Source organism: Agriterribacter sp., assembly GCF_035497235.1.
Lineage (GTDB): Bacteria > Bacteroidota > Bacteroidia > Chitinophagales > Chitinophagaceae > Agriterribacter.
The window spans coordinates 72,719-92,079 of record NZ_DATJEB010000039.1 but is presented as its reverse complement, the minus strand read 5'-3'; the positions used below and the strand labels follow the sequence as shown (position 1 = coordinate 92,079).

Sequence of the window (19,361 nt, the reverse complement as noted above, 5' to 3'; positions counted from 1 at the left end):
CTCCGGGTGCCGGCAGGGTACTTTCCCAGGAGACGGAGTAGAAATTATGTTCAGTAATCTCAGAACAATGTGGCTGGTTTTTTTACACCTGTTTCGTAAAAAAGAAACCATTCAGTATCCCGAAGAAAAGATAAAGCTGCATCCGCGGTGGCGCGGCCGTATTGTGCTAACAAAAGATCCGGATGGTGGCGAACGGTGTGTGGGCTGTTATTTGTGCGCTGCAGCCTGCCCGGTAGATTGTATTGCACTACAGGCAACGGAAGATGAAAATGGCCGCCGGTACCCCGAATTCTTCCGCATTAATTTTTCGAGATGCATTTTTTGCGGCTATTGTGAGGAAGCCTGTCCAACCTATGCCATACAGCTTATCCCTGATTTTGAAATGGGTGAATACAACCGGCAAAACCTGGTATTCGAAAAAGAAGACCTTTTGATTAACAGCGAGGGGAAATATCCCGGTTATAATTTTTATAAAGTAGCTGGAATGAATGCCGGGGTTAAGGCAAAAGGAAAAGGCGACAATGAAGAGCTCCCGGTAGATACCAAAAGCTTATTACCATAAATGCAGTAACAACTATTTGTAACAGATGATCCTGCTGTTTTACATATCATCCTTTGTGGCTGTTGCTGCAACTATTTTGGCCATCACCCGCTTTCACCCGGTACATGCTTTATTGTATCTCGTGGTTTCCTTTCTGGCAGCGGCATTGATCTTTTTATCTCTTGGATCACCCTTTATAGCGGTGCTGGAAGTGATTGTGTATGCAGGGGCAATTATCGTGCTGTTTATTTTTGTGGTGATGATGCTTAACCTCGGTAAAGACACCGCTTTGCAGGAAAAAAACTGGCTTCGCCCCAAAGTGTGGATAGGGCCTTCGTTGCTGGTATTGATATTACTGGTTGAAATGATTGTGCTGCTGCTTAAAACTGAAGACACAGCAATGCAGGTTACAGTGGTTGATCCCCGTAAAGTATCGCTCGCTTTATTTGGTGAATATATTATTGCGCTGGAACTGGCGGGCTTCCTGCTTATGGCGGGTATTGTAGGCGCGGCGCATATAGGAAAGCAAAAGAAAAAGCGGCTTCACCGGTTTTTGCAGGAAGAGGTAATGGAGAATGTGAAAATATGAGAATGTGAAAATGTGGAAATGAAAATATACAAGTGCTGGGCAGCAGGCAATGATGTACCGGGTTTTGCTGTAAATTAATTGCCCTATAGGAAACCCTTAGAAGTTTAAGAAGAGCGAAAAAATGTGAGCAGGGTGTCGGACACAAACTATAAACTAAAAATCATCAATGCCTCCCTTCAATGTGCATACCGTTTTAATTGTTTCCGCAATACTTTTTGTATTAGGATTGATTGGCGTGCTAACGCGAAGGAATGTGGTTTTCATGCTTATATCGGTAGAGATCATGTTAAATGCGGCAGGACTTGCTTTTGTAGCAGCAGGAGCAAAATGGCAGCAGCCAGACGGGCAGGTGATGTTCCTGTTCATACTGGCTATGGCTGCCGCGGAAGTTTCGATAGGGCTGGCATTGGTGCTGCAGATCTATCACCAGAATAAGAGCTTGGACGTGGGAAATATAACGGCATTAAAAGACGAGCCTTTGCCTGAAGAAATGGAAACATAAAATGGCTTAAATGATAAACGGACATTACAGTAAGTACCGGTTTCACTTTTAATTCAATAACTGGTTATTGTATGAATCAGTATTTATATCTTATACCTGCACTGCCATTGCTCGGGTTCCTCATTTTATCCCTGGCGGGGAAGCATTTGCATCAAAAAGCTATAGCGTGCATTGGCGCCGGCACAATATGTATAGCGGCGCTTATTACCATTGTGCTGGGCATTGAATTTTTTCAAAATCCTCCTGTTTCAGTAGCTTATACACAATTATTGTGGAACTGGTTTAGTGCCGGCAGGTTATCCGTTCCCGTTAGCCTTACTGTGGATACTTTAACACTAATATTTATATTCGTCATCACCTTTGTAGGAGCGCTTATTCATATTTACTCCACGGCTTTTATGCGTAAAGACCGCGACTATGCCCGTTTTTTTGCCTGCATGAATTTGTTTGTATGTTCTATGCTGGTACTGGTAATGGCCGATAACCTGGTGCTATTGTACCTGGGATGGGAAGGCGTAGGCCTGTGCAGCTATTTGCTCATTGGTTTCTGGTATGAAACGCCGGCCAATTGCCATGCGGCAAATAAAGCTTTCTATATTACGCGTATCGGCGATACCGCTATGATCATCGGCTTGTTTTTGCTGTTCAGAGAGCTGGGCACATTGCATATTCCTTCCATTCTTGAACAGGCGCCAAAACATTTTGAAACCGGGGATACAACTATTACGGTTATTGCCCTCTTATTACTGGCGGGCGGAATGGGTAAATCGGCGCAGTTGCCTTTACAAACCTGGCTACCCGATGCCATGGCCGGTCCTTCCCCGGTAAGCGCTTTGATCCATGCCGCTACCATGGTAACGGCCGGCGTTTATCTTATTGCACGCATGCATACCCTGTTTGAGCTTTCGCCGGTATCCATGACCGTTGTTGCTGTTACAGGGGCAATAACCCTTTTCGTAGCGGGTTGCAGCGCTATGGTACAAACGGATATTAAACGAATACTGGCCTATTCTACTATCAGTCAAATCGGGTACATGTTCCTTGCTTTAGGCGTAGGCGCATGGAGTGCCGCCGTATTTCATTTTTTTACCCATGCCTTTTTTAAGGCCCTGCTATTCCTGGCTGCAGGAGCGGTAATAGAAACCCTGCATCATGAGCATGCTATTTTTAAGATGGGCGGATTGAAGAACAGCATGCGGGTAGTGTTTCTCACTTTCCTGGCGGGCGCCGCCTCGCTGGCGGCATTGCCGTTGGTAACGGCAGGATTCTTCAGCAAGGATGCTATATTATGGTATGCCTGGAGTGCCGGAAACGGCAATGCGTTTTTATGGATATTGGCCATTGCCGGTGCTTTTATTACCGCTTTTTACAGCACGCGGCTGATGCTGGTTGTTTTTTGGGGCGAAAGAAAAACGCCTGCTGGCGAACCTGCAGGGAAATGGATAACAGCGCCGCTTATTATACTGGCCATCGCTTCGGTTGCGGCAGGCTATATAGAATGGCCGCACAATCTTATGCATTTTACGTTGTTTTCAGACCAGTTGCAGCAAGTATTACCCGCGGTTGTTGTAAAGCAACAGCTTCCTTCCGAATTTATTTTCCAGTGCATAGCAGCGCTTGTAACATTTGCAGGACTGTACACCGGTTACGTTTTGTATTACAGCAACAAAACAATATTGGAAGGCTGGCAGCGCTCAGCAGGGATGCAGGCAGTGAGAGGCTTTTTGCTGAACGGGTGGGAATTTGATGCATTGTACAGGACATTGTTCGTGCGGCCTTTTCTTTTCATTACCCGCATCAATAAAAAAGATGTATTTGATCAATTGTATAATGGTATCGCACAGGTTAATATTAATATCAACCGCCTGTTGTCGCTTACGCAAAACGGTTCATTGCGGTGGTATGTAGCAGGTGTGCTGATAGGTATCTTATTCATTATAACCATGCAATTATTATGATACTGGCAGTACTTATAATCCTATTGCTTATTGGCGGGCTGCTGTGCTGGCTGCTGGAACAGTGGAACAAAGTGCTTCCTAAATGGATCGCTTTATTTTCTGCTACCGGCGGTCTTTTACTTACGGTGTTTATCTGTTTGCAATATACAAATGGAGTACGGAACAGTAGCGGATGGTTCATCAATTACCAGCTTAGCTGGATCCCTTCTTTCGGCATCAGCTTTCACCTGGCTTTAGACGGCTTAAGCCTGGTGATGCTGTTGTTAACCTTTTTCCTGGGTATTTTAGCGGTGCTTTGTTCATGGAATGAGATCAAAGAAAAGCAAGGATTTTATTTTTTCAACCTGCTGTGGACGCTTGCCGGTATTTGCGGCGTATTTGTAGCGATGGATCTTTTTCTTTTTTACTTCTTCTGGGAGGTAATGCTTGTGCCCATGTATTTTTTGATTGCTATATGGGGAGATGCCAACCGGCGCTATGCATCCTATAAATTTTTTCTGTTTACGCAGGCAGGTGGTTTACTGATGCTGCTGGCTATACTGGCTTTGTATTTTATGCATGCAGCACAAACCGGCATCTATTCTTTTGATTATTTCGATCTCCTACATACTTCACCCGGGGCTGCTGCAAAATGGATCATGATGGGATTTCTGTTCGCCTTTATGGTGAAGTTGCCGGTTGTACCCCTGCACAACTGGCTACCCGATGCGCATGGCGAAGCCCCAACGGGCGGAAGTTTAATTTTAGCCGGGCTATTGTTAAAAACCGGCGCCTATGGTATTATTCGTTTTGTAATAACGCTGTTTCCCCAGCAGGCGCAGGCATTGGCGTGGTGGGCTATGCTGCTGGGCGCCATTGGTATTTTGTATGGCGCGTTCCTGGCTTTTGCTCAAACCGATCTGAAGCGGCTGATTGCCTACACCTCCGTTAGTCATATGGGATTTGTGCTGCTTGGTATTTTTGCTTTTAATGAAATAGCTATGGATGGGGTGGTTATGCAAATACTTACCCACGGTATCAGCACCGGCGCTTTATTTGTAATTGCCGGCATGCTCAAAGAAAGATTACACACCAGGGATATTAACCAGATGGGGGGATTATGGACTGCTATACCATTGATGGGTGGTATGACTATGGTGTTTACGATGGCGGCGTTGGGATTGCCTGTGCTGGGTAGTTTTATTGCCGAGTTCCTGGTACTCATGGGCGCGTTTTCCACTAATGCCGCACTAACGGTTTGGGCTACCCTTGGATTGATCTTTTCTGCCTTTTACGCGTTGCGGATGATGCAGAAGGTTTTTCTTGGTCCTCCTACGGTAACGGTACCGCTCAAAGATATGAGTGCAAGAGAATATATCATGATGGCCGCATTAACCATCAGCATTATTGTATTAGGGCTGTTTCCGCAGCCTGTTATAAATATGGTGAAAGATATAGCAGGAGTATTAGTGATAAAGCAGGCGCCTGCGCACTGATTTCCCGGTACCCGGCGTATCAAACATATAACTGTTGTATGAATGAACTTCAATTTGAAGCGCTTCTTCCTTTCATGGTGCTGGCAGCGGCTTCCATGGCAGTGATATTGCTCATTGCGTTTCGTATGAGCCATACCGTTATACAGGTAGCGGCATTCCTTATGGCATGCCTGGTAATCCTTGCCATGTGGTATGTAAAAGATACCCTGCCGCAGAAGGTATTGCCATTACTGGTAGTAGATGGGTTTGGCGCATTGTTTACGGGCATGATTATTTTTTCCATGATGGCCGTTGGCCTGTTTTCCTATGTTTATTTTGAAGAGCGGGAAGAGAATCCCAAAGAATACTACATACTGTTATTCCTCGCCACACTGGGCGCCGCCATACTTACCATCAGTGTTCATTTTATTTCCTTCTTTATAGGGCTTGAGGTGCTGAGCGTAAGCTTATACGCACTGATCGCCTACCTGCGCAACCGCAATCATGCCGTAGAATCGGGCATGAAGTACCTGGTGCTGGCGGCGGTATCTTCCGCATTTCTTTTGTTTGGCATGGCGCTTATTTATATGGAAACAGGCAGTATGGAATTTACAGTCATTGCGCAAAGCATTGGAGCATCTGCTTCTTCCGTGCTGTTCATGATGGGCTTTGGTATTATGCTGGTGGCCATAGGGTTTAAACTGGCATTGGCGCCTTTTCATTTATGGGCGGCCGATGTATACCAGGGCGCTCCTGCCCCGGTAACCGCTTTTATTGCTACGGTTTCAAAAATTGGCGTGTTTGCCGTATTGCTGCGCTTTGCCCAATCGGTTAACCTGCAGCAATACCCTTTGATGATGAATACCTTTTCTGTTATCGCCATAGCCTCTATGATAGTGGGTAACCTGCTGGCACTGCGGCAGCAAAATATAAAGCGGCTAATGGGGTATTCTTCCATTGCGCATTTTGGTTACCTCCTGGTAGCCTTCCTGCCCGGTAATGCCGCAGGAGTGGAAGCGGCGGCTTTTTACCTGGTTGCTTATTCCATTACCTTGCTGGCCGTATTTGGTGTTATTTCAGTATTGTCTACCCGTATGAAAGATGCTGAGGATCTGGCTATGTACAAAGGATTATTGTATAAACGTCCTGTATTAAGCACGGTACTGATCATTTCCTTCTTATCACTTGCAGGAATTCCGCTTACTGCCGGTTTTATTGCAAAGTTTTTCGTGCTGGCATCGGGTGTTCATCGGGGATTATGGCCTCCGGTTATAGTGCTGGTGATTACCAGTGTTATTGGTTTGTATTATTACCTGCGCGTTATCAGTACTTTATTTGCAGCAGCTCCATCAACAGGCAGTGTACCCAAAACCCTGCATCCTTTCTTCTATATTGCTACGCATGCCACATTAATAATAATGGTGATTATATTATGCTGGCTGGGTATTTTCCCGGGCAACGCAGTGGAGGGTATTCGCGCATTTTTACTTATTCGGTAATGAATTATTCGGCAATGCATGGATTTTTGTAAAGGCAGCTATTTTCATGATCCGGAAATAAATGCCTGTAATACCTGTTAACGGTTTATCGTCACCCGTCACGTACTCACCACTTACTTCTTGCCATTTACCCCTCACGCTTTCTCCATCCTGCCCGCCTCCTCTTTTACCAGTTCATATTCATAACCTTTTTGCAGCAGGTAATCCTGTAATTTTCTTTTTTTTATAAAAATATTCTTTTCCCCTTTCAATTGCTTCCATTTAGCAGCGGATAGTTTTTGCAGTGTTTGCCGGTAATGCTCCTCATCAATTTGCGCCAGGGCCTTTTTAATGCAATAGCTGCTTACCTGCTTTTCTTTCAGGGCCTGCTCTATTTTCTTTTTGCCCCATTGTTTAATTCTGAACCTGCCGCCTGCAAATTGTATGGCAAACCGCTCTTCATTCAAATACCCTTCTTCTATCAACTGCGCAACCATTAGCTCCGCTTCGTTTTTGAATAAGCCCAAATCGTATAGTTTGCCCATCACCTCTTTATGGCTTCGCTCCTGGTAAGCGCAGTAGTGCTTTATTTTGGGGAGCGCCTGTTCTTTGGAAACCTTACCGCGTGGTATCATATAACTATAATCTATCAGCCTGTTGGCCGATGCCGGAAGTTAGTGGATTAGTAGTTGATATTGTTTAAAAAAATAAGGGTAGTTTTATTGCCTTAATTCTATATTTGCCATAATCCTAATTTTAACCGATTTATGAAGTTTATTGTTTCCTCATCAGCATTGCTAAAGCAGTTACAGCAAATTAGCGGCGTTATCAGCGCCAACACGGTTTTACCTATCCTGGAAGATTTTTTATTTGAAATAGACAAGAACAGGCTCACCGTGGTGGCTACCGATTTGGAAACGGTAATGAAAATACATCTTGAAATTGAAGCCCGCGATAATGGACGCATATGCATACCCGCGAAGATTCTCATAGATTCCCTTAAAAACCTTCCTGACCAGCCGCTTACTTTTACTATTGACAAGAACTTTGGAGTGGAAATTACCAGCGACAATGGTAAGTATAAGGTAATGGGCGAAAACCCTGACAATTTCCCCAAAGAACCGGCGGCAAAAGATACCAATATGTTTACCATGAGCGCTTCCGCCCTGGTAACCGGCATTAATAAAACACTTTTTGCTGTAAGCAACGATGATCTTCGCCCGGCAATGACAGGCGTATTTTTTGAATTGGATCCCCAGGGAATTACGCTTGTAGCCACAGATGCGCACCGGCTGGTACGTTACCGCAAAACGGATGTGAGCTGCCCGCAGAAAGACAGTTTTATCGTTCCCAAAAAGCCATTGAATCTTTTAAAAACCGCTCTTCCCGATAATGAAGACGAGCTAAAAGTATCGTATAACAGTAACCATCTTTTTATTGATCATGGTACTACCGAACTGGTTTGCCGCCTTATTGATGCCCGCTTCCCGGACTATAAAGTAGTGATCCCCGCGGAAAACCCGTATAAAATGACGGTAAGCCGTACCGATTTTCAAAACGCGCTTCGCAGGGTGAACGTATTCAGTAATAAAAGTACCAACCAGGTGTCGCTTAGTATTACCGGTGCCGAATTGCAATTAGCCGCACAGGATATTGACTTTAGCTTTGAAGGTAATGAAAGGATGAACTGCCGTTACGAAGGAGAGGATATGCAGATTGCTTTCAACGCAAAATTCTTAATTGAGCTGCTTAATGCCACAGATAGTGCTGAAGTAGTAATGCAGTTATCAACCCCTGCAAAAGCCGGTATTATAACGCCTGCGGAAAAAGAAGAGAACGAGGATCTGCTGATGCTGGCCATGCCACTGATGCTGAACCAATAGCCTATTAATTTTTATGGCGTATGAACTTCATTACGGTAAGCAGTTTTGATAACTATATTGATGCCAATATTATACTTGGAAAATTGCAGCATGAAGGCATAACTTGTTTTTTACGCGATGAATATACTGTAACCATTGATCCCATACTAACCAATGCCATTGGTGGAATAAAACTAATGGTTCCTGAAGCCGATGCGCAACAGGCCGCAGACCTGCTGGCGCTTTTCGATAAAGAAAGAAGAAAACACATGGAATGCCCTAATTGTCATTCACATAATGTAGAGTATATCAGCAATCCACAAAAATCGGGCAACTGGTTAAGCGCTGTACTTACCTTTCTTTTTGGCAGCTATGCCATGAGTATCAAAAAGGTATACCATTGTTTTACATGCGGCTTCGAATTTGATGAATTACCCGATGCCCCTTCTCCTGCTTTTTCTCCAAATTGATCTCCAAAAAATCTTCGTAACTTTTCTGTATGAATGATTTTCTTCAATACTGGGAGCATATACCCAGCGCTCACCGGGTGCTGATATTGGTGGGAGGAATGATTATTTTCTGGCTGATAGAAGGTTATTATCCTTTATTCCGTTTTTCATTTAAAAGATACCGGCATGCCGGCGTTAACCTTGTTTTTTTAGCCTGTACGCTGGCGCTTAATATTATTTTTGGCTATACTACTGTTAAAGTATGCAGTTGGGTAACAGCGCATCAGTTGGGCTTGCTGTATTTATTTGCTATGCCGGTATGGGTAAAAATAATAGCTATACTTTTCTTCCTCGATTTTTTTGGACAGTATGCCCCGCATTACCTCATGCATAAAGTAAAATGGATGTGGAAATTTCATATGGTGCATCACAGCGATACCAAGGTAGATGTAACCACCGGCACGCGCCACCACCCCGGTGAGTGGCTGTTTCGCGAAACTTTTACTGTTATCGGGGTATTGGTACTGGGCGTTCCTGTGGGTTATTACTTTCTTTACCGCAGCGTATCTGGTTTTTTTACCCATTTTACCCACGCCAATATACGGGCGCCTTTGTGGCTGGATAAGCCATTTAGCTGGATATTCGTTTCACCCAATATGCATAAGGTCCATCATCATTTTAAGCGGCCTTTTACCGACACCAATTTTGCGAATATCTTTTCGCTGTGGGACAGGATGTTTGGCACATTTGCCTATGAAGATCCGCGTAACCTTACCTATGGGCTGGATGTGCTGGAGGGCAGGAATGATGAAGATATTGGCTACCAGTTCAGGATTCCTTTTGATAAAACGATAAAGACGGATTATTAATGATCATCCTATCTTTGAAAAAAATACTGCTATGAAGATCGTTGCCATGATTCCTGCCCGCTATGCCGCTTCCCGTTTCCCGGGAAAGCTGATGAAAATGCTGGGCGATAAAAGTGTAATAAGGCACACACATGACAATACGGTTGCCACGGGTTTGTTTGATGAAGTTTGGGTAGTAACCGACAGCGATATCATTTATGATGAAATAACAGCGCACGGCGGCAGCGTGCTGATGAGTACAAAAGAGCATGAATGCGGCAGCGACCGGATTGCGGAAGCCGCTGCGCAAATGGATATTGATATTATTGTGAATGTGCAGGGCGATACGCCATTTGTTGAGCGTAAGCCATTGCAGCAACTTATTGAATTATTTAAAGACGATACGGTGGAAGTGGCTTCTATGATGCGGCCGCTTGAGGAAAAAGAAATGATCCAAAATCCTAATATCGTAAAAGTTGTTACCAGCCTTAATATGAACTCCCTGCTGTTCAGCAGAAATCCCATTCCTTATCCACGCAACGAATCCATCCCTATCATTCACTATGAGCATATAGGAATATATGCTTTTACGAAGCAGGCACTACTACAATTTACAAAATGGCCGGTAACGCCGCTCGAAGATGCCGAAAAAATTGAATGCCTGCGCTTTCTTGAATATGGCATACCCCTGCGCATGACTATCGTTGATTATAAAGGTGTTGGTATTGATACACCCGAAGATCTGAAAAGGGCAGTGGAGTTTTTATAATTTCACTTTATATACAGTCTTCCCCAAATAATACTGCCGGTTATGCCATCACCGGCGCAAAGAAATTGCATACTTTTAATAAATGATAAACTACTATGAACTGGGTACTATTAATTATCGCGGGGTTGTTTGAAATTGGATTTGCATCGTGCCTGGGTAAGGCAAAGGAATCATCCGGCAGCTCAGCTAATATGTGGTATGCTGGTTTTTTTGTATGCCTGGCCATCAGCATGTATTTACTGGTAAAAGCCACGCAAACCTTACCTATTGGCACAGCGTATGCGGTATGGACGGGTATTGGAGCTGTTGGTACCGCTTTGGTTGGTATTTTTTTATTTAAAGACCCCGCCGATTTTTGGCGTGTTTTCTTCATCACTACACTTATAGGTTCTATTATCGGATTAAAAGCGGTTTCGCATTAGGTATTGCTGTATTAATCTTTCGATCTGCTTTTTATAATTGGAAAGAAAGGGTTGAAACACAGAAAAGTTAAAGGGGAAACCGGCGGCTTCCCGAAGGCATTGCTGTAAGGAAAATGAATCTTCTGTAACAGTATAAAAAAATTTATGCTGATGAAGCCATTGTGCAAGATACTCCTGCTCCGGCTGGCCCGGCGTAGGAACTAATATAGCTTTATGTTCTAATTGTACCAGGTCCATAACGGAAGTATAGCCACTACGACAGATCACCCATTCGGATTGTTGTATGGCAGTACCCAGCTCATCCGATGAAAGGAAGTTCACTATGGCTATACCCGCATCCGTATTTATGGTGTCATTATTATCCGGAAGTCCGCGTACTATCAATGTTTCCCCCTTATATGTTTTTAGTTCCTCCAATAGCAGCCGCTCCCATATGGTACGCCGTGGTTCAGGGCCGGACAACACGATCAGCAGATCATATTTCCTGCTTTCCTCCTTTTTTTTTAACCGCGACAGCGCGCCTATATATGTTGTATGAGGAGGTACTGCAGCAGGATGCGATAATTTGCCTGCCAGATTCTCCTGCCCTTCAAAATCAGGCACCCAGCATTCATCAAAATTTTTGAGATACCTGTAGTTCATCTTTTGCAGTAACCTATCTGCCCCGGGTCCGATGCCGGTTTTAATAGTCAACTGGTGGGTAATGAAAACAGAAACTGCTTTCCCGGAATAAAGCCCATAGCGGTTATCGCTTATTATAATATCAAAATGGTGCTCGTCCATTATTTTTTTCAGCCAATGTTGCTCGCGCTTTACAGCAGCTATTATTTTGGGAATTTGTTTGGCTATAGTCCACCTGAAATTAGATTTTGTGTTATGGTAAATAACATTATATCCGTCCAAACGTAAAAAGGGTACTAAGGGGAACTCCTTACGAAGCAGTTGCAGGCAGCTTCCGCCTGATGCTATCCATACGGTACAACCCCGGCTAACCAGTTCATTTATAATGGGTATACACCGGGTAGCATGTCCAAATCCCCAGTCTAAAGGCGCCACTAATATTTTTGGAGTATCCATACCGGAGTTACTGTTAAAGTAGTATTATTGTTAATGCTTTTGAAAACGCTTTTGCTGTAACAATAATTTAAAGATAATTTAGTTTAAATTTACACTACTTAGCAATTCAGGAAATAATGAGGAAAGGAAGCTATAAAATTTTTTTAATGTTGTTTCTGCTGATCGCACTTACAACTGCAGGCTGTGGTGTTTTTAAAGGCGGGCAAAAGGGTTGTGGTTGTCCCAGTAAAAAGGGAATGGTAGGTTATTAACGGAGCGAATACACTATCTATAATTGAAATCCTATAAGTATGAAAACATCCAATCGCGATTTACTTGTATTGTTGAAAGATGAAGCTATGACCAACCAGGCCATAGAACATGAAGTAGAGCAATTAAATGATCTTCTTTTTCATGCCGAGTCTACCGATGCTTTTTGCAGGGCAAATGAAGTTATTGACATGAATAAGTATAAGGTACTTCAGGATGAGAAGTTCCTGGTGCAGATGATGTACCAGACTGAACTGAAGCCTTTCATTTTTCTTTGCAATAAAAACTGATCATTTTCCTTCCAGTTTATCGCAATAATCAAGTGATCCTAATCTTAGCCGCACAGGAACTTTTGTAGCTTTTTCAAACTGCCATTCCTTTTTGCAAAAAAGCCCATGCAGGAACTATAATACCCTGCAGGTAATGCACCCGGCAGCACGCTTTCCATCTTTTTTAAACGCAGCATGCTGCGCAGCATTGCTGTACTATCTGCGTATACCGGCTGCTGTTGCCAAAGCTGGTTATAGTTTGATGTATAGCCATTATGTTGAGCCGGGTTCGCATATTTTGATATGCCGCCGTTATATGGCATTTGCGCCAGTCCGCAATTACAGCACATGCACAGCATTGTAAATACAGTCACCACAAAATATAATATCCCTTTCATTTATCCTGTAAAGATACTGCACAGGGCCTACAGGCTGTAATATTGTACGGTAAACCGGTTTTCTGCGCCTGTAACAATTTTCCTGTTACGCCGACTAATATATTTGCAGGTATAATAACAGCTTGGCTACAGATCAAATACAAAAACAGTTCCTGGAATTAATACAGGATAATGCGGGCCTCATACATAAGGTATGCCGGTTGTATTGTCATTCTACCGAGGACAGGCAGGATCTTTTTCAGGAAATTTTAGCACAGCTCTGGAAAGCTTACTCCCAATTCAGGGATGAGTCAAAAGTCAGTACCTGGATGTATCGTATCGCGTTAAATACCGCTATTTCGGGCTTTCGTAAGCAGCAGCGGAGGATCATAACCGTTGGCGAATTACCGGCAGAATCTGCAGATTTGCAGGAGCACGGCATACTGGAGCAAAAAGAACGGCTGGCGGTATTGCAACAGGCTGTTACCGGCTTATCTGATATTGAAAAAGCTATAGTGATGCTGTATCTTGAAGAGAGGAGCTACCAGGAAATGGAAGAAGTATTGGGTATCGGGCAATCCAGCCTGCGGGTTAAAATGAATCGTATTAAAGAAAAGCTGCGCCGGCATACCGGGCAGGCATAATAGCTTTTTTACTGTAGGTATATAAAATAGCAATAACAGTGGAATTAGAATATTTAAAGGAAATATGGAAGGATGCGGGTGAAGATAAGGCGATAGCCGTTGCGGGAAAGCAGCAGCTGCTGAACTTACCCGGCGCCCCGTCTCAAAACCTTGTTTCAAAAATGAGACGCAATCTTTTTTATGAGTTGCTTATCGTTCTTGTATGTGTTGCCGTTATAGCCATATTCTATTTTGTATCATTTGGTGGTCAGTTAAAAGAAGTAAGCTGGACATATATACTGCTGGCTATTGTTTTCATAATTTATTTTCATAAAAAAAATAAATTACTCAAAGACATGCAATGTCCGGCATGCCAGGTAAAACACAACCTCAGCTTACAACTGGCAACACTGGAAAAATACGTACGGCTTTACCTTATTGCGGGCACCGCAATGGCTCCGGTTGTTATGCTTTTCTTTTATGTACTGTTACATTACAAACACCTCGTTATTTTTCCTTCGGTATATGCCGGGAAAGAACCTTCGGCATTTACTTTGCTATATCTGCTGATTACCGGTATTTTTACCATGCTCTTTTATTTGCTAAACAGGTGGTATATAAGCCATTTATACGGAAGGCATATTCAAAAGCTAAAAACCCTGTTGCTCGAAATGGAAGAATGAAGTGGATTACGGTTAAAGAAATTTATTAACGATGCGAAAACTCTCTGTTTTATTTACTGCTTTTTTTGTACAGCATTTTTGTGTTCCCGCTGTTCATGCACAAACAAATGAGTATAAGGCGCTGCTCTGGGAAATTTCCGGAAATGGCATTAGCAGCCCGTCTTATTTGTATGGTACGGTACATATGATCTGTTCTGAGGATTTTGTAATGGGCGAACAGCTTAAAGAAAAATTTAAGGCCGCACATAAGGTTTTTCTTGAAGTAGACATGGACGATCCGGCCATGAATATGAAAATGATGCAGCTTTCCCTGTTGCAGGGTAAAAAGCTGAGCGATATATTCAGCGACAGCGATTATAATAAACTGAATATTTTTTTTCGCGATACCATTGGCATGCCGCTCACTTTGCTGAATACCATGAAGCCCTTTGTGCTGTTGAGCATGCTTACACTTAAAAGTCTTCCCTGTTCAGACCCTCAATCATATGAAATGACATTTGTAGAAATGGCGAAAGCGCAAAGCAAAGAAATACAGGGATTGGAAACCATTGAAGCGCAGATGAAAATATTTGACGATATGCCCGACAGCATACAGGTGCAGATGGTAATGCGCTATGTCAATGAATTTGATGAGCAGAAAAAAGAATTTGAAAAAATGGTTGAAGTGTACAAGCAGCAAAACTTAGATGCTTTATACCGGCATATTATGGCTTCACCGGATATTTCGGGTTCGGAAGAAACCCTTTTATATAACCGTAACCAGAAATGGATTCCCATTATGGAAAATGCCATACAAAAAGAAAAAATATTTTTTGCCGTAGGCGCCGGACATCTCGCGGGACCCAGGGGTGTGATTAACCTGTTGCGGGAAAAAGGGTATACGGTTAAAGGGATAAGAGATTGGGAAATACAAAGCGAAAAGTAAAAGATCCGAAGGAGATACAAAGAATCCGAAGCCAAATTACAAGCGCTCTTTTCAGCGCTCACCCACTCCCGGTTGCATTTGACTTCGGATTTAGGGTTTGAATTTTGCCTGTTATGGGCTTTTTTATCCAGCATGCCCTCCCCGATGAGTATAACGGCTCAGCAGTCAGGTTATCCTGAACTGCAAAGCGGATCTGTAGCAAGGCCATTTATTCCCAGGAATGCAAAGCCAGTATAGGTAAGCTGCTGTGGTAAGCCAGCTTTTTCGTATTGCTGCCTTTGAACAGGCTCGCCAGGAAGGAGTGTTTACGCGGAACGGTAATAATAATATCCGCGCTATACTCTTCCGCGAACTTATCTACTGCCGCTGTAAAATTTTCTTCCAGTACAAAAAAGTAATGCGGGTTATAATCTTTCAGTAAAGGTTCCAGCTTTCTTTTTTCTGTCATCTCCGCTTCGGGCACTGCCGTGTGGGTTGCGGTTACATGCACTACGTAGAGTTCGGGATGAAGCATATCCAGAATTTTTTTTAACGGTCGTAAAGGGGTGGTTGATTCCACATTTTTCAGATCAGAAGTAAAAATGGCACGATCAATTTTTTTGTAGGAAGCATTGCCGGGTATAATAAAAACCGGGCAAATATCCTTACTGATCACATTCAGTGTATTGCTGCCAATAATCAATTGCTCTATCTTGCTGCTGCCGGTAATGCCCATTACAATAAGGTCTGCCGCATTTTGCTTTACATATTTTTCGAGGCAGGGCGCCAGGCGACCTTCTTCCGCTACAACATCAACCGGTATTTTTGCCAGGCCTTCTAACTCCTTTTTCAGGTTATTTAAAGCCATAATAGCCACATTCTTCCTGGCATCCGGATCAATCAGTAAAGGGGTGCCATCAGAGCCCGCGATAATCGTTTCATACACATAATATAACGTTACGGTGCTGTCCGGCAGGTCTGACGCTAACTGAACAGCGTACTTAGCCGCGTTTACAGAAGGTTCGGAAAAATCTACCGGGGCAATGATCTTTTTCATGAATATATAGTTTAATTGACAAATGTAATTTTGAAGATACGAAATACATGCTTGCGTCTGATGATTTATGTAAGGGACATGACTGGTTATCATTAAGCGATGGTCAAAAATGTTAAAACGGATTCCCTGTTATGTTATTGCGCTCTTAACCATTGCAGGAGTTCAACAGATTGCAAGCGCCGGCAGATATAAAAGAAGCTGTGGCTGGTTGCTTCCCTGCCTTTTTTATTCAGGTATTCAAAATTATCTGCCAGGGTTTGTTCATCCGTCCGTGGCTTCACTCATCAGCCGGCCATTTTTGCCCTGCGTTTTCTGTAAGCGTCATTCAGGTAATTGGCTTTACCCATTGGCTGATCACTTTCAATGCAACAGGATAACATAATGCCCTGTTCAGCAGTATATATGATTTTTCTATATTGCTGCAGAGCCACTGTTCTTCTTCAGTGCCGAAGGTTGTATGGCCAAGACTTCTTTATTTGTGGAACCCTATTTTATTTTTCTGTATCTGACAGGTTAGATTACAATGATAATCCTTTAGTATAGTAAATACCGGTAGAAACAAAACTCAACCGCCGGGGAGCTATCTCAAAAGTGCCGGTATAGAAGATATGCCACTAAAACACAAAGTCCTGATCTTCCCGTTTTATTTTCTTCGTGGCTTCGTGACTGCTTTGTGGCAAAATATTACTTTTTATATGGTGAAGATTAGCAGTAGCTATTCATATCGGTGGATATAGATGGCACCGGAGGTTTTCACTTTTTTATGTTCCCAGGCCCCTGAGTCCCACGAAAAAACCTGTATGTCTTTACTGTAACAATGCCAGCAAGTGTTTTATCCTTACAACCGTTTCTTCCTTTCCCAATACTTCAGCAATATCAAACACGTGCGGGCCAAATTTTCCGCCTACCAGCATAATGCGAAGTGGCAACAACAGTTCGCCGGGTTTTATTTGATGCGCCGCAGCCATTTCTTTAAAGCCGGTTTCTAAGTCATGCGCATTCCAGTTGCCGTTTAATTCAAAGCTGCGGATCAGTTCGGCAAAGAACACCTGTTTGGCTTCATTCCATTTTGGTTTTACTGCGTCTATATCATACTTTTCAGGCGCCTTAAAAAAGAAACCAGCCTGCTCCACAAAATCGGTTAATAAAACACAGCGTTCTTTCACCAATTCCAATACCTGTATAAATTGCGCCTGGTCTGTTATGGCTATGCCCTTATTTTCCAATAGCTCCTTTACCTGTAACTCGTAACCTGTAACCTGCAACTTCTTTATCCATTCATGATTGAACCATTTCGCTTTTTCATAATCAAATTTGGCGCCGCCGCTGTGTACTCTTTCTATAGAAAATTTTTCAATCAGTTCGGCTTTGGTAAATATTTCCTGCTCCGTGCCGTCATTCCAGCCCAGTACAGCCAGCAGGTTAATGAAGGCTTCGGATAAAAATCCTTTTTCTTTAAAGCCTTCCGTAAGCTCATTGGTTTTTGGATCGGTCCAGCTCATGGCAAAAACCGGGAAGCCATATTTAGCGCCGTCCCTTTTGCTGAGTTTCCCGTTTGGTCCCAATATCAGGGGCAGGTGCGCCCATTGCGGCATGGCATCCAGCCCAAATAAATATTTCCATAGCAAAATATGTACGGGAGCGCTGGGCAGCCATTCTTCGCCACGAAAGACATGACTGATCTCCATTAAACGGTCATCTACTACCACTGCCAGGTGGTAGGTTGGCATACCATCGGCTTTCAGTAATACTTTATCATCAACAACCGAAGTATTAAAACTTACTTCCCCACGGATCATATCGGTGAAAGTTACCGTTTCATTTTCCGGCATTTTAATGCGTATTACATGCCTGGTATTTTCAGCTAATAATTTTTTTACTTCGTCTTCCGGCAGGGTAAGGGAATTGCGCATTTTAGCACGTATAGTAAGATCGTATTGGGGAGAAGGATTTTGCGCTGTTTTAAAATCTGCCCGCATTTTTTCGAGTTCTTCGGATGTATCAAACGCGTAATAGGCATAGCCTTCTTTTACTAACCGTTCGGCATACTGCCTGTATTGGGCTTTTCTTTCACTTTGCCGGTAAGGCCCGTACGCGCCGCCATGTATGGCGCTTTCATCAGGCTCAAGCCCCGCCCATTTTAAACAATTAAAAATATATTCCTCCGCTCCGGCCACATAACGGCCCTGGTCGGTATCTTCAATACGAAGGATGAAATCTCCCTGGTGCTGCTTTGCAAACAGGTAGTTATATAAAACAGTTCTTACACCCCCCAGGTGCAGTCCGCCGGTTGGACTGGGTGCAAATCGTACACGTACTTTTTTTGTTGCTGGCATAGACCGCAAAAGTAAGGGGGATAAATCAATCTTGCAGGAATACAATTACCTTAGCCTTAAACTATTTATCATGAAAAGAAGCAAATAAAAATAAGTAATGTTTTATTTTATACAGCCACCGTGGTGGTTAAAAAAGCTATACCCGGCATGTATATGGGAAATGGAGACTGATGAAAAGGTGATCTATCTTACTTTTGATGATGGACCCCATCTGCAGGCTACGCCTTTTGTACTGGATGAATTAAAGAGGCATGATGCAAAAGCCACTTTTTTTTGCATTGGCAAAAACGTAGCCCGGCATAGCGATATATACCGCCGTATTGTACATGAAGGACATCGTACAGGCAACCATACTTTCCATCATATGAACGGGTGGAAGGCTAATGATACAGCCTATTTAAAAGACATTGCCGCCGCAAGGGAATATATTGATTCCGGTTTATTCAGGCCGCCCTATGGAAAGATAACCAAATGGCAAGTCAGGCATCTTACGGATGCTTTTAAAATGAAAGTAATAATGTGGTCGGTGCTGAGCGCTGATTTTGATGCGAAGGTTACGCCGGAAACCTGTTTAAAAAATGTAATGCTTGGCGCTAAGCCGGGCAGTATTGTTGTGTTTCACGACAGTGAAAAAGCGTGGCGCAACATAGCCTATGCATTGCCGAAAGTGTTAATGCATTTTTCAGAGCGGGGATACAGGTTTGAGAAAATTAATTTGTAAAAACCTTGTTTTCACATAAAGAATAAATGTAGAAAAAAAACATATTAATAAATTGGGCCTGGGTGGAAACCCTGGCCCGTTTTTAATCCGTACCCTATGAAAACTAGGACTAAATTACAATTTTTTTTGATTTTTGCAAGAATTTTCATGTTTAAAATGAGGCCTGTCAAGCCTTTGCGCCGTATTTTTACGG

The 19,361-nt window shown here is 43.2% G+C and carries 22 protein-coding genes; 16 read left to right on the top strand and 6 right to left on the bottom strand.

Annotation, left to right across the window (positions count from 1 at the left end; all coding sequences use genetic code 11):
- Positions 1-46 precede the first annotated feature (46 nt).
- The 6 genes from nuoI to VL121_RS13920 all read left to right on the top strand — a co-directional run bounded on the left by nuoI (position 47) and on the right by VL121_RS13920 (position 6,543).
- A complete protein-coding gene (gene nuoI / locus VL121_RS13945) occupies positions 47-562 on the top strand; it encodes an NADH-quinone oxidoreductase subunit NuoI (protein WP_325406322.1) in 516 nt (171 codons plus the stop codon).
- 25 nt (positions 563-587) lie between these two features.
- Complete coding sequence (gene nuoJ / locus VL121_RS13940) at positions 588-1,130, top strand: NADH-quinone oxidoreductase subunit J (RefSeq protein ID WP_325406320.1); 543 nt, start codon at positions 588-590, stop codon at positions 1,128-1,130.
- Positions 1,131-1,296: 166 nt separating this feature from the next.
- A complete protein-coding gene (gene nuoK / locus VL121_RS13935; RefSeq protein ID WP_325406318.1) occupies positions 1,297-1,632 on the top strand; it encodes an NADH-quinone oxidoreductase subunit NuoK in 336 nt (111 codons plus the stop codon).
- A gap of 71 nt (positions 1,633-1,703) precedes the next feature.
- On the top strand, positions 1,704-3,590 hold the full coding sequence (gene nuoL / locus VL121_RS13930) for an NADH-quinone oxidoreductase subunit L (RefSeq protein WP_325406316.1): 1,887 nt from the start codon (positions 1,704-1,706) through the stop codon (positions 3,588-3,590).
- Positions 3,587-5,065: a complex I subunit 4 family protein gene (locus VL121_RS13925; protein WP_325406314.1), complete on the top strand. Its 1,479-nt coding sequence runs from the start codon at positions 3,587-3,589 to the stop codon at positions 5,063-5,065. Before nuoL ends, VL121_RS13925 begins: the two co-directional genes overlap by 4 nt.
- Positions 5,066-5,103: 38 nt before the next feature.
- On the top strand, positions 5,104-6,543 hold the full coding sequence (locus tag VL121_RS13920; RefSeq protein WP_325406312.1) for an NADH-quinone oxidoreductase subunit N: 1,440 nt from the start codon (positions 5,104-5,106) through the stop codon (positions 6,541-6,543).
- Between the two features lie 134 nt (positions 6,544-6,677).
- Here VL121_RS13920 and VL121_RS13915 read toward each other — a convergent pair whose 3' ends face one another.
- Positions 6,678-7,157 carry a regulatory protein RecX gene (locus VL121_RS13915; RefSeq protein WP_325406310.1) on the bottom strand — a complete coding sequence of 160 codons (480 nt, stop codon included), beginning with the start codon at positions 7,155-7,157 and terminating at the stop codon, positions 6,678-6,680.
- Between the two features lie 132 nt (positions 7,158-7,289).
- Between VL121_RS13915 and dnaN the strand changes: the two genes are divergently transcribed.
- The 5 genes from dnaN to VL121_RS13890 all read left to right on the top strand — a co-directional run bounded on the left by dnaN (position 7,290) and on the right by VL121_RS13890 (position 10,872).
- Positions 7,290-8,405, top strand: coding sequence for a DNA polymerase III subunit beta (gene dnaN, locus VL121_RS13910; protein ID WP_325406308.1), 1,116 nt, complete (start codon positions 7,290-7,292; stop codon positions 8,403-8,405).
- A 20-nt stretch (positions 8,406-8,425) separates the two neighbouring features.
- A complete protein-coding gene (locus VL121_RS13905) occupies positions 8,426-8,854 on the top strand; it encodes a putative signal transducing protein (RefSeq protein WP_325406306.1) in 429 nt (142 codons plus the stop codon).
- A gap of 29 nt (positions 8,855-8,883) precedes the next feature.
- Positions 8,884-9,702 (top strand): sterol desaturase family protein, encoded by an 819-nt coding sequence (locus VL121_RS13900; protein WP_325406304.1) that lies wholly within the window; start codon positions 8,884-8,886, stop codon positions 9,700-9,702.
- 31 nt (positions 9,703-9,733) lie between these two features.
- Positions 9,734-10,450, top strand: coding sequence for a 3-deoxy-manno-octulosonate cytidylyltransferase (gene kdsB, locus VL121_RS13895; protein ID WP_325406302.1), 717 nt, complete (start codon positions 9,734-9,736; stop codon positions 10,448-10,450).
- A gap of 95 nt (positions 10,451-10,545) precedes the next feature.
- Entirely contained in the window at positions 10,546-10,872 is a 327-nt protein-coding gene (locus VL121_RS13890; protein WP_325406300.1) for a DMT family transporter, read from the top strand.
- Here the strand turns inward: VL121_RS13890 and VL121_RS13885 are convergent.
- Positions 10,852-11,949, bottom strand: a complete 1,098-nt coding sequence (locus tag VL121_RS13885; RefSeq protein WP_325406298.1) for a glycosyltransferase family protein — start codon at positions 11,947-11,949, stop codon at positions 10,852-10,854. The two genes, VL121_RS13890 and VL121_RS13885, sit on opposite strands and share 21 nt — an antisense overlap.
- A gap of 290 nt (positions 11,950-12,239) precedes the next feature.
- On the opposite strand from VL121_RS13885, the gene VL121_RS13880 reads away from it, so the two are divergent.
- Positions 12,240-12,488 (top strand): hypothetical protein, encoded by a 249-nt coding sequence (locus VL121_RS13880; RefSeq protein ID WP_325406296.1) that lies wholly within the window; start codon positions 12,240-12,242, stop codon positions 12,486-12,488.
- A gap of 44 nt (positions 12,489-12,532) precedes the next feature.
- Here the strand turns inward: VL121_RS13880 and VL121_RS13875 are convergent, their stop codons facing one another.
- Complete coding sequence (locus VL121_RS13875) at positions 12,533-12,817, bottom strand: hypothetical protein (protein WP_325406294.1); 285 nt, start codon at positions 12,815-12,817, stop codon at positions 12,533-12,535.
- Positions 12,818-12,987: 170 nt separating this feature from the next.
- On the opposite strand from VL121_RS13875, the gene VL121_RS13870 reads away from it, so the two are divergent.
- From VL121_RS13870 to VL121_RS13860, 3 genes are read left to right on the top strand one after another with little or no spacing between them, the layout of a single operon-like run.
- Entirely contained in the window at positions 12,988-13,488 is a 501-nt protein-coding gene (locus VL121_RS13870; protein ID WP_325406292.1) for an RNA polymerase sigma factor, read from the top strand.
- A gap of 38 nt (positions 13,489-13,526) precedes the next feature.
- Positions 13,527-14,150 carry a hypothetical protein gene (locus VL121_RS13865; protein WP_325406290.1) on the top strand — a complete coding sequence of 208 codons (624 nt, stop codon included), beginning with the start codon at positions 13,527-13,529 and terminating at the stop codon, positions 14,148-14,150.
- Positions 14,151-14,181: 31 nt separating this feature from the next.
- Complete coding sequence (locus VL121_RS13860) at positions 14,182-15,075, top strand: TraB/GumN family protein (protein WP_325406288.1); 894 nt, start codon at positions 14,182-14,184, stop codon at positions 15,073-15,075.
- A 208-nt stretch (positions 15,076-15,283) separates the two neighbouring features.
- On the opposite strand, the gene VL121_RS13855 is transcribed toward VL121_RS13860, so the two are convergent.
- The 3 genes from VL121_RS13855 to gltX form a co-directional block, all read right to left on the bottom strand.
- A complete protein-coding gene (locus VL121_RS13855) occupies positions 15,284-16,111 on the bottom strand; it encodes a universal stress protein (RefSeq protein WP_325406286.1) in 828 nt (275 codons plus the stop codon).
- 134 nt (positions 16,112-16,245) lie between these two features.
- Positions 16,246-16,392, bottom strand: coding sequence for a hypothetical protein (locus VL121_RS13850; protein WP_325406284.1), 147 nt, complete (start codon positions 16,390-16,392; stop codon positions 16,246-16,248).
- 525 nt (positions 16,393-16,917) lie between these two features.
- On the bottom strand, positions 16,918-18,447 hold the full coding sequence (gltX, locus tag VL121_RS13845) for a glutamate--tRNA ligase (protein WP_325406282.1): 1,530 nt from the start codon (positions 18,445-18,447) through the stop codon (positions 16,918-16,920).
- Between the two features lie 97 nt (positions 18,448-18,544).
- Between gltX and VL121_RS13840 the strand changes: the two genes are divergently transcribed.
- Complete coding sequence (locus VL121_RS13840) at positions 18,545-19,168, top strand: polysaccharide deacetylase family protein (RefSeq protein ID WP_325406280.1); 624 nt, start codon at positions 18,545-18,547, stop codon at positions 19,166-19,168.
- The last annotated feature ends 193 nt before the right edge of the window (positions 19,169-19,361 follow it).

Bases quoted from the DNA above. Each gene is read 5' to 3' on its own strand.
- nuoI (WP_325406322.1), top strand. From the start codon at position 47: ATGTTCAGTAATCTCAGAACAATGTGGCTGGTTTTTTTACACCTGTTT.
- nuoJ (WP_325406320.1), top strand. From the start codon at position 588: ATGATCCTGCTGTTTTACATATCATCCTTTGTGGCTGTTGCTGCAACT.
- nuoK (WP_325406318.1), top strand. From the start codon at position 1,297: ATGCCTCCCTTCAATGTGCATACCGTTTTAATTGTTTCCGCAATACTT.
- nuoL (WP_325406316.1), top strand. From the start codon at position 1,704: ATGAATCAGTATTTATATCTTATACCTGCACTGCCATTGCTCGGGTTC.
- VL121_RS13925 (WP_325406314.1), top strand. From the start codon at position 3,587: ATGATACTGGCAGTACTTATAATCCTATTGCTTATTGGCGGGCTGCTG.
- VL121_RS13920 (WP_325406312.1), top strand. From the start codon at position 5,104: ATGAATGAACTTCAATTTGAAGCGCTTCTTCCTTTCATGGTGCTGGCA.
- VL121_RS13915 (WP_325406310.1), bottom strand. From the start codon at position 7,157: ATGATACCACGCGGTAAGGTTTCCAAAGAACAGGCGCTCCCCAAAATA.
- dnaN (WP_325406308.1), top strand. From the start codon at position 7,290: ATGAAGTTTATTGTTTCCTCATCAGCATTGCTAAAGCAGTTACAGCAA.
- VL121_RS13905 (WP_325406306.1), top strand. From the start codon at position 8,426: ATGAACTTCATTACGGTAAGCAGTTTTGATAACTATATTGATGCCAAT.
- VL121_RS13900 (WP_325406304.1), top strand. From the start codon at position 8,884: ATGAATGATTTTCTTCAATACTGGGAGCATATACCCAGCGCTCACCGG.
- kdsB (WP_325406302.1), top strand. From the start codon at position 9,734: ATGAAGATCGTTGCCATGATTCCTGCCCGCTATGCCGCTTCCCGTTTC.
- VL121_RS13890 (WP_325406300.1), top strand. From the start codon at position 10,546: ATGAACTGGGTACTATTAATTATCGCGGGGTTGTTTGAAATTGGATTT.
- VL121_RS13885 (WP_325406298.1), bottom strand. From the start codon at position 11,949: ATGGATACTCCAAAAATATTAGTGGCGCCTTTAGACTGGGGATTTGGA.
- VL121_RS13880 (WP_325406296.1), top strand. From the start codon at position 12,240: ATGAAAACATCCAATCGCGATTTACTTGTATTGTTGAAAGATGAAGCT.
- VL121_RS13875 (WP_325406294.1), bottom strand. From the start codon at position 12,817: ATGTGCTGTAATTGCGGACTGGCGCAAATGCCATATAACGGCGGCATA.
- VL121_RS13860 (WP_325406288.1), top strand. From the start codon at position 14,182: ATGCGAAAACTCTCTGTTTTATTTACTGCTTTTTTTGTACAGCATTTT.
- VL121_RS13855 (WP_325406286.1), bottom strand. From the start codon at position 16,111: ATGAAAAAGATCATTGCCCCGGTAGATTTTTCCGAACCTTCTGTAAAC.
- gltX (WP_325406282.1), bottom strand. From the start codon at position 18,447: ATGCCAGCAACAAAAAAAGTACGTGTACGATTTGCACCCAGTCCAACC.
- VL121_RS13840 (WP_325406280.1), top strand. From the start codon at position 18,545: ATGTTTTATTTTATACAGCCACCGTGGTGGTTAAAAAAGCTATACCCG.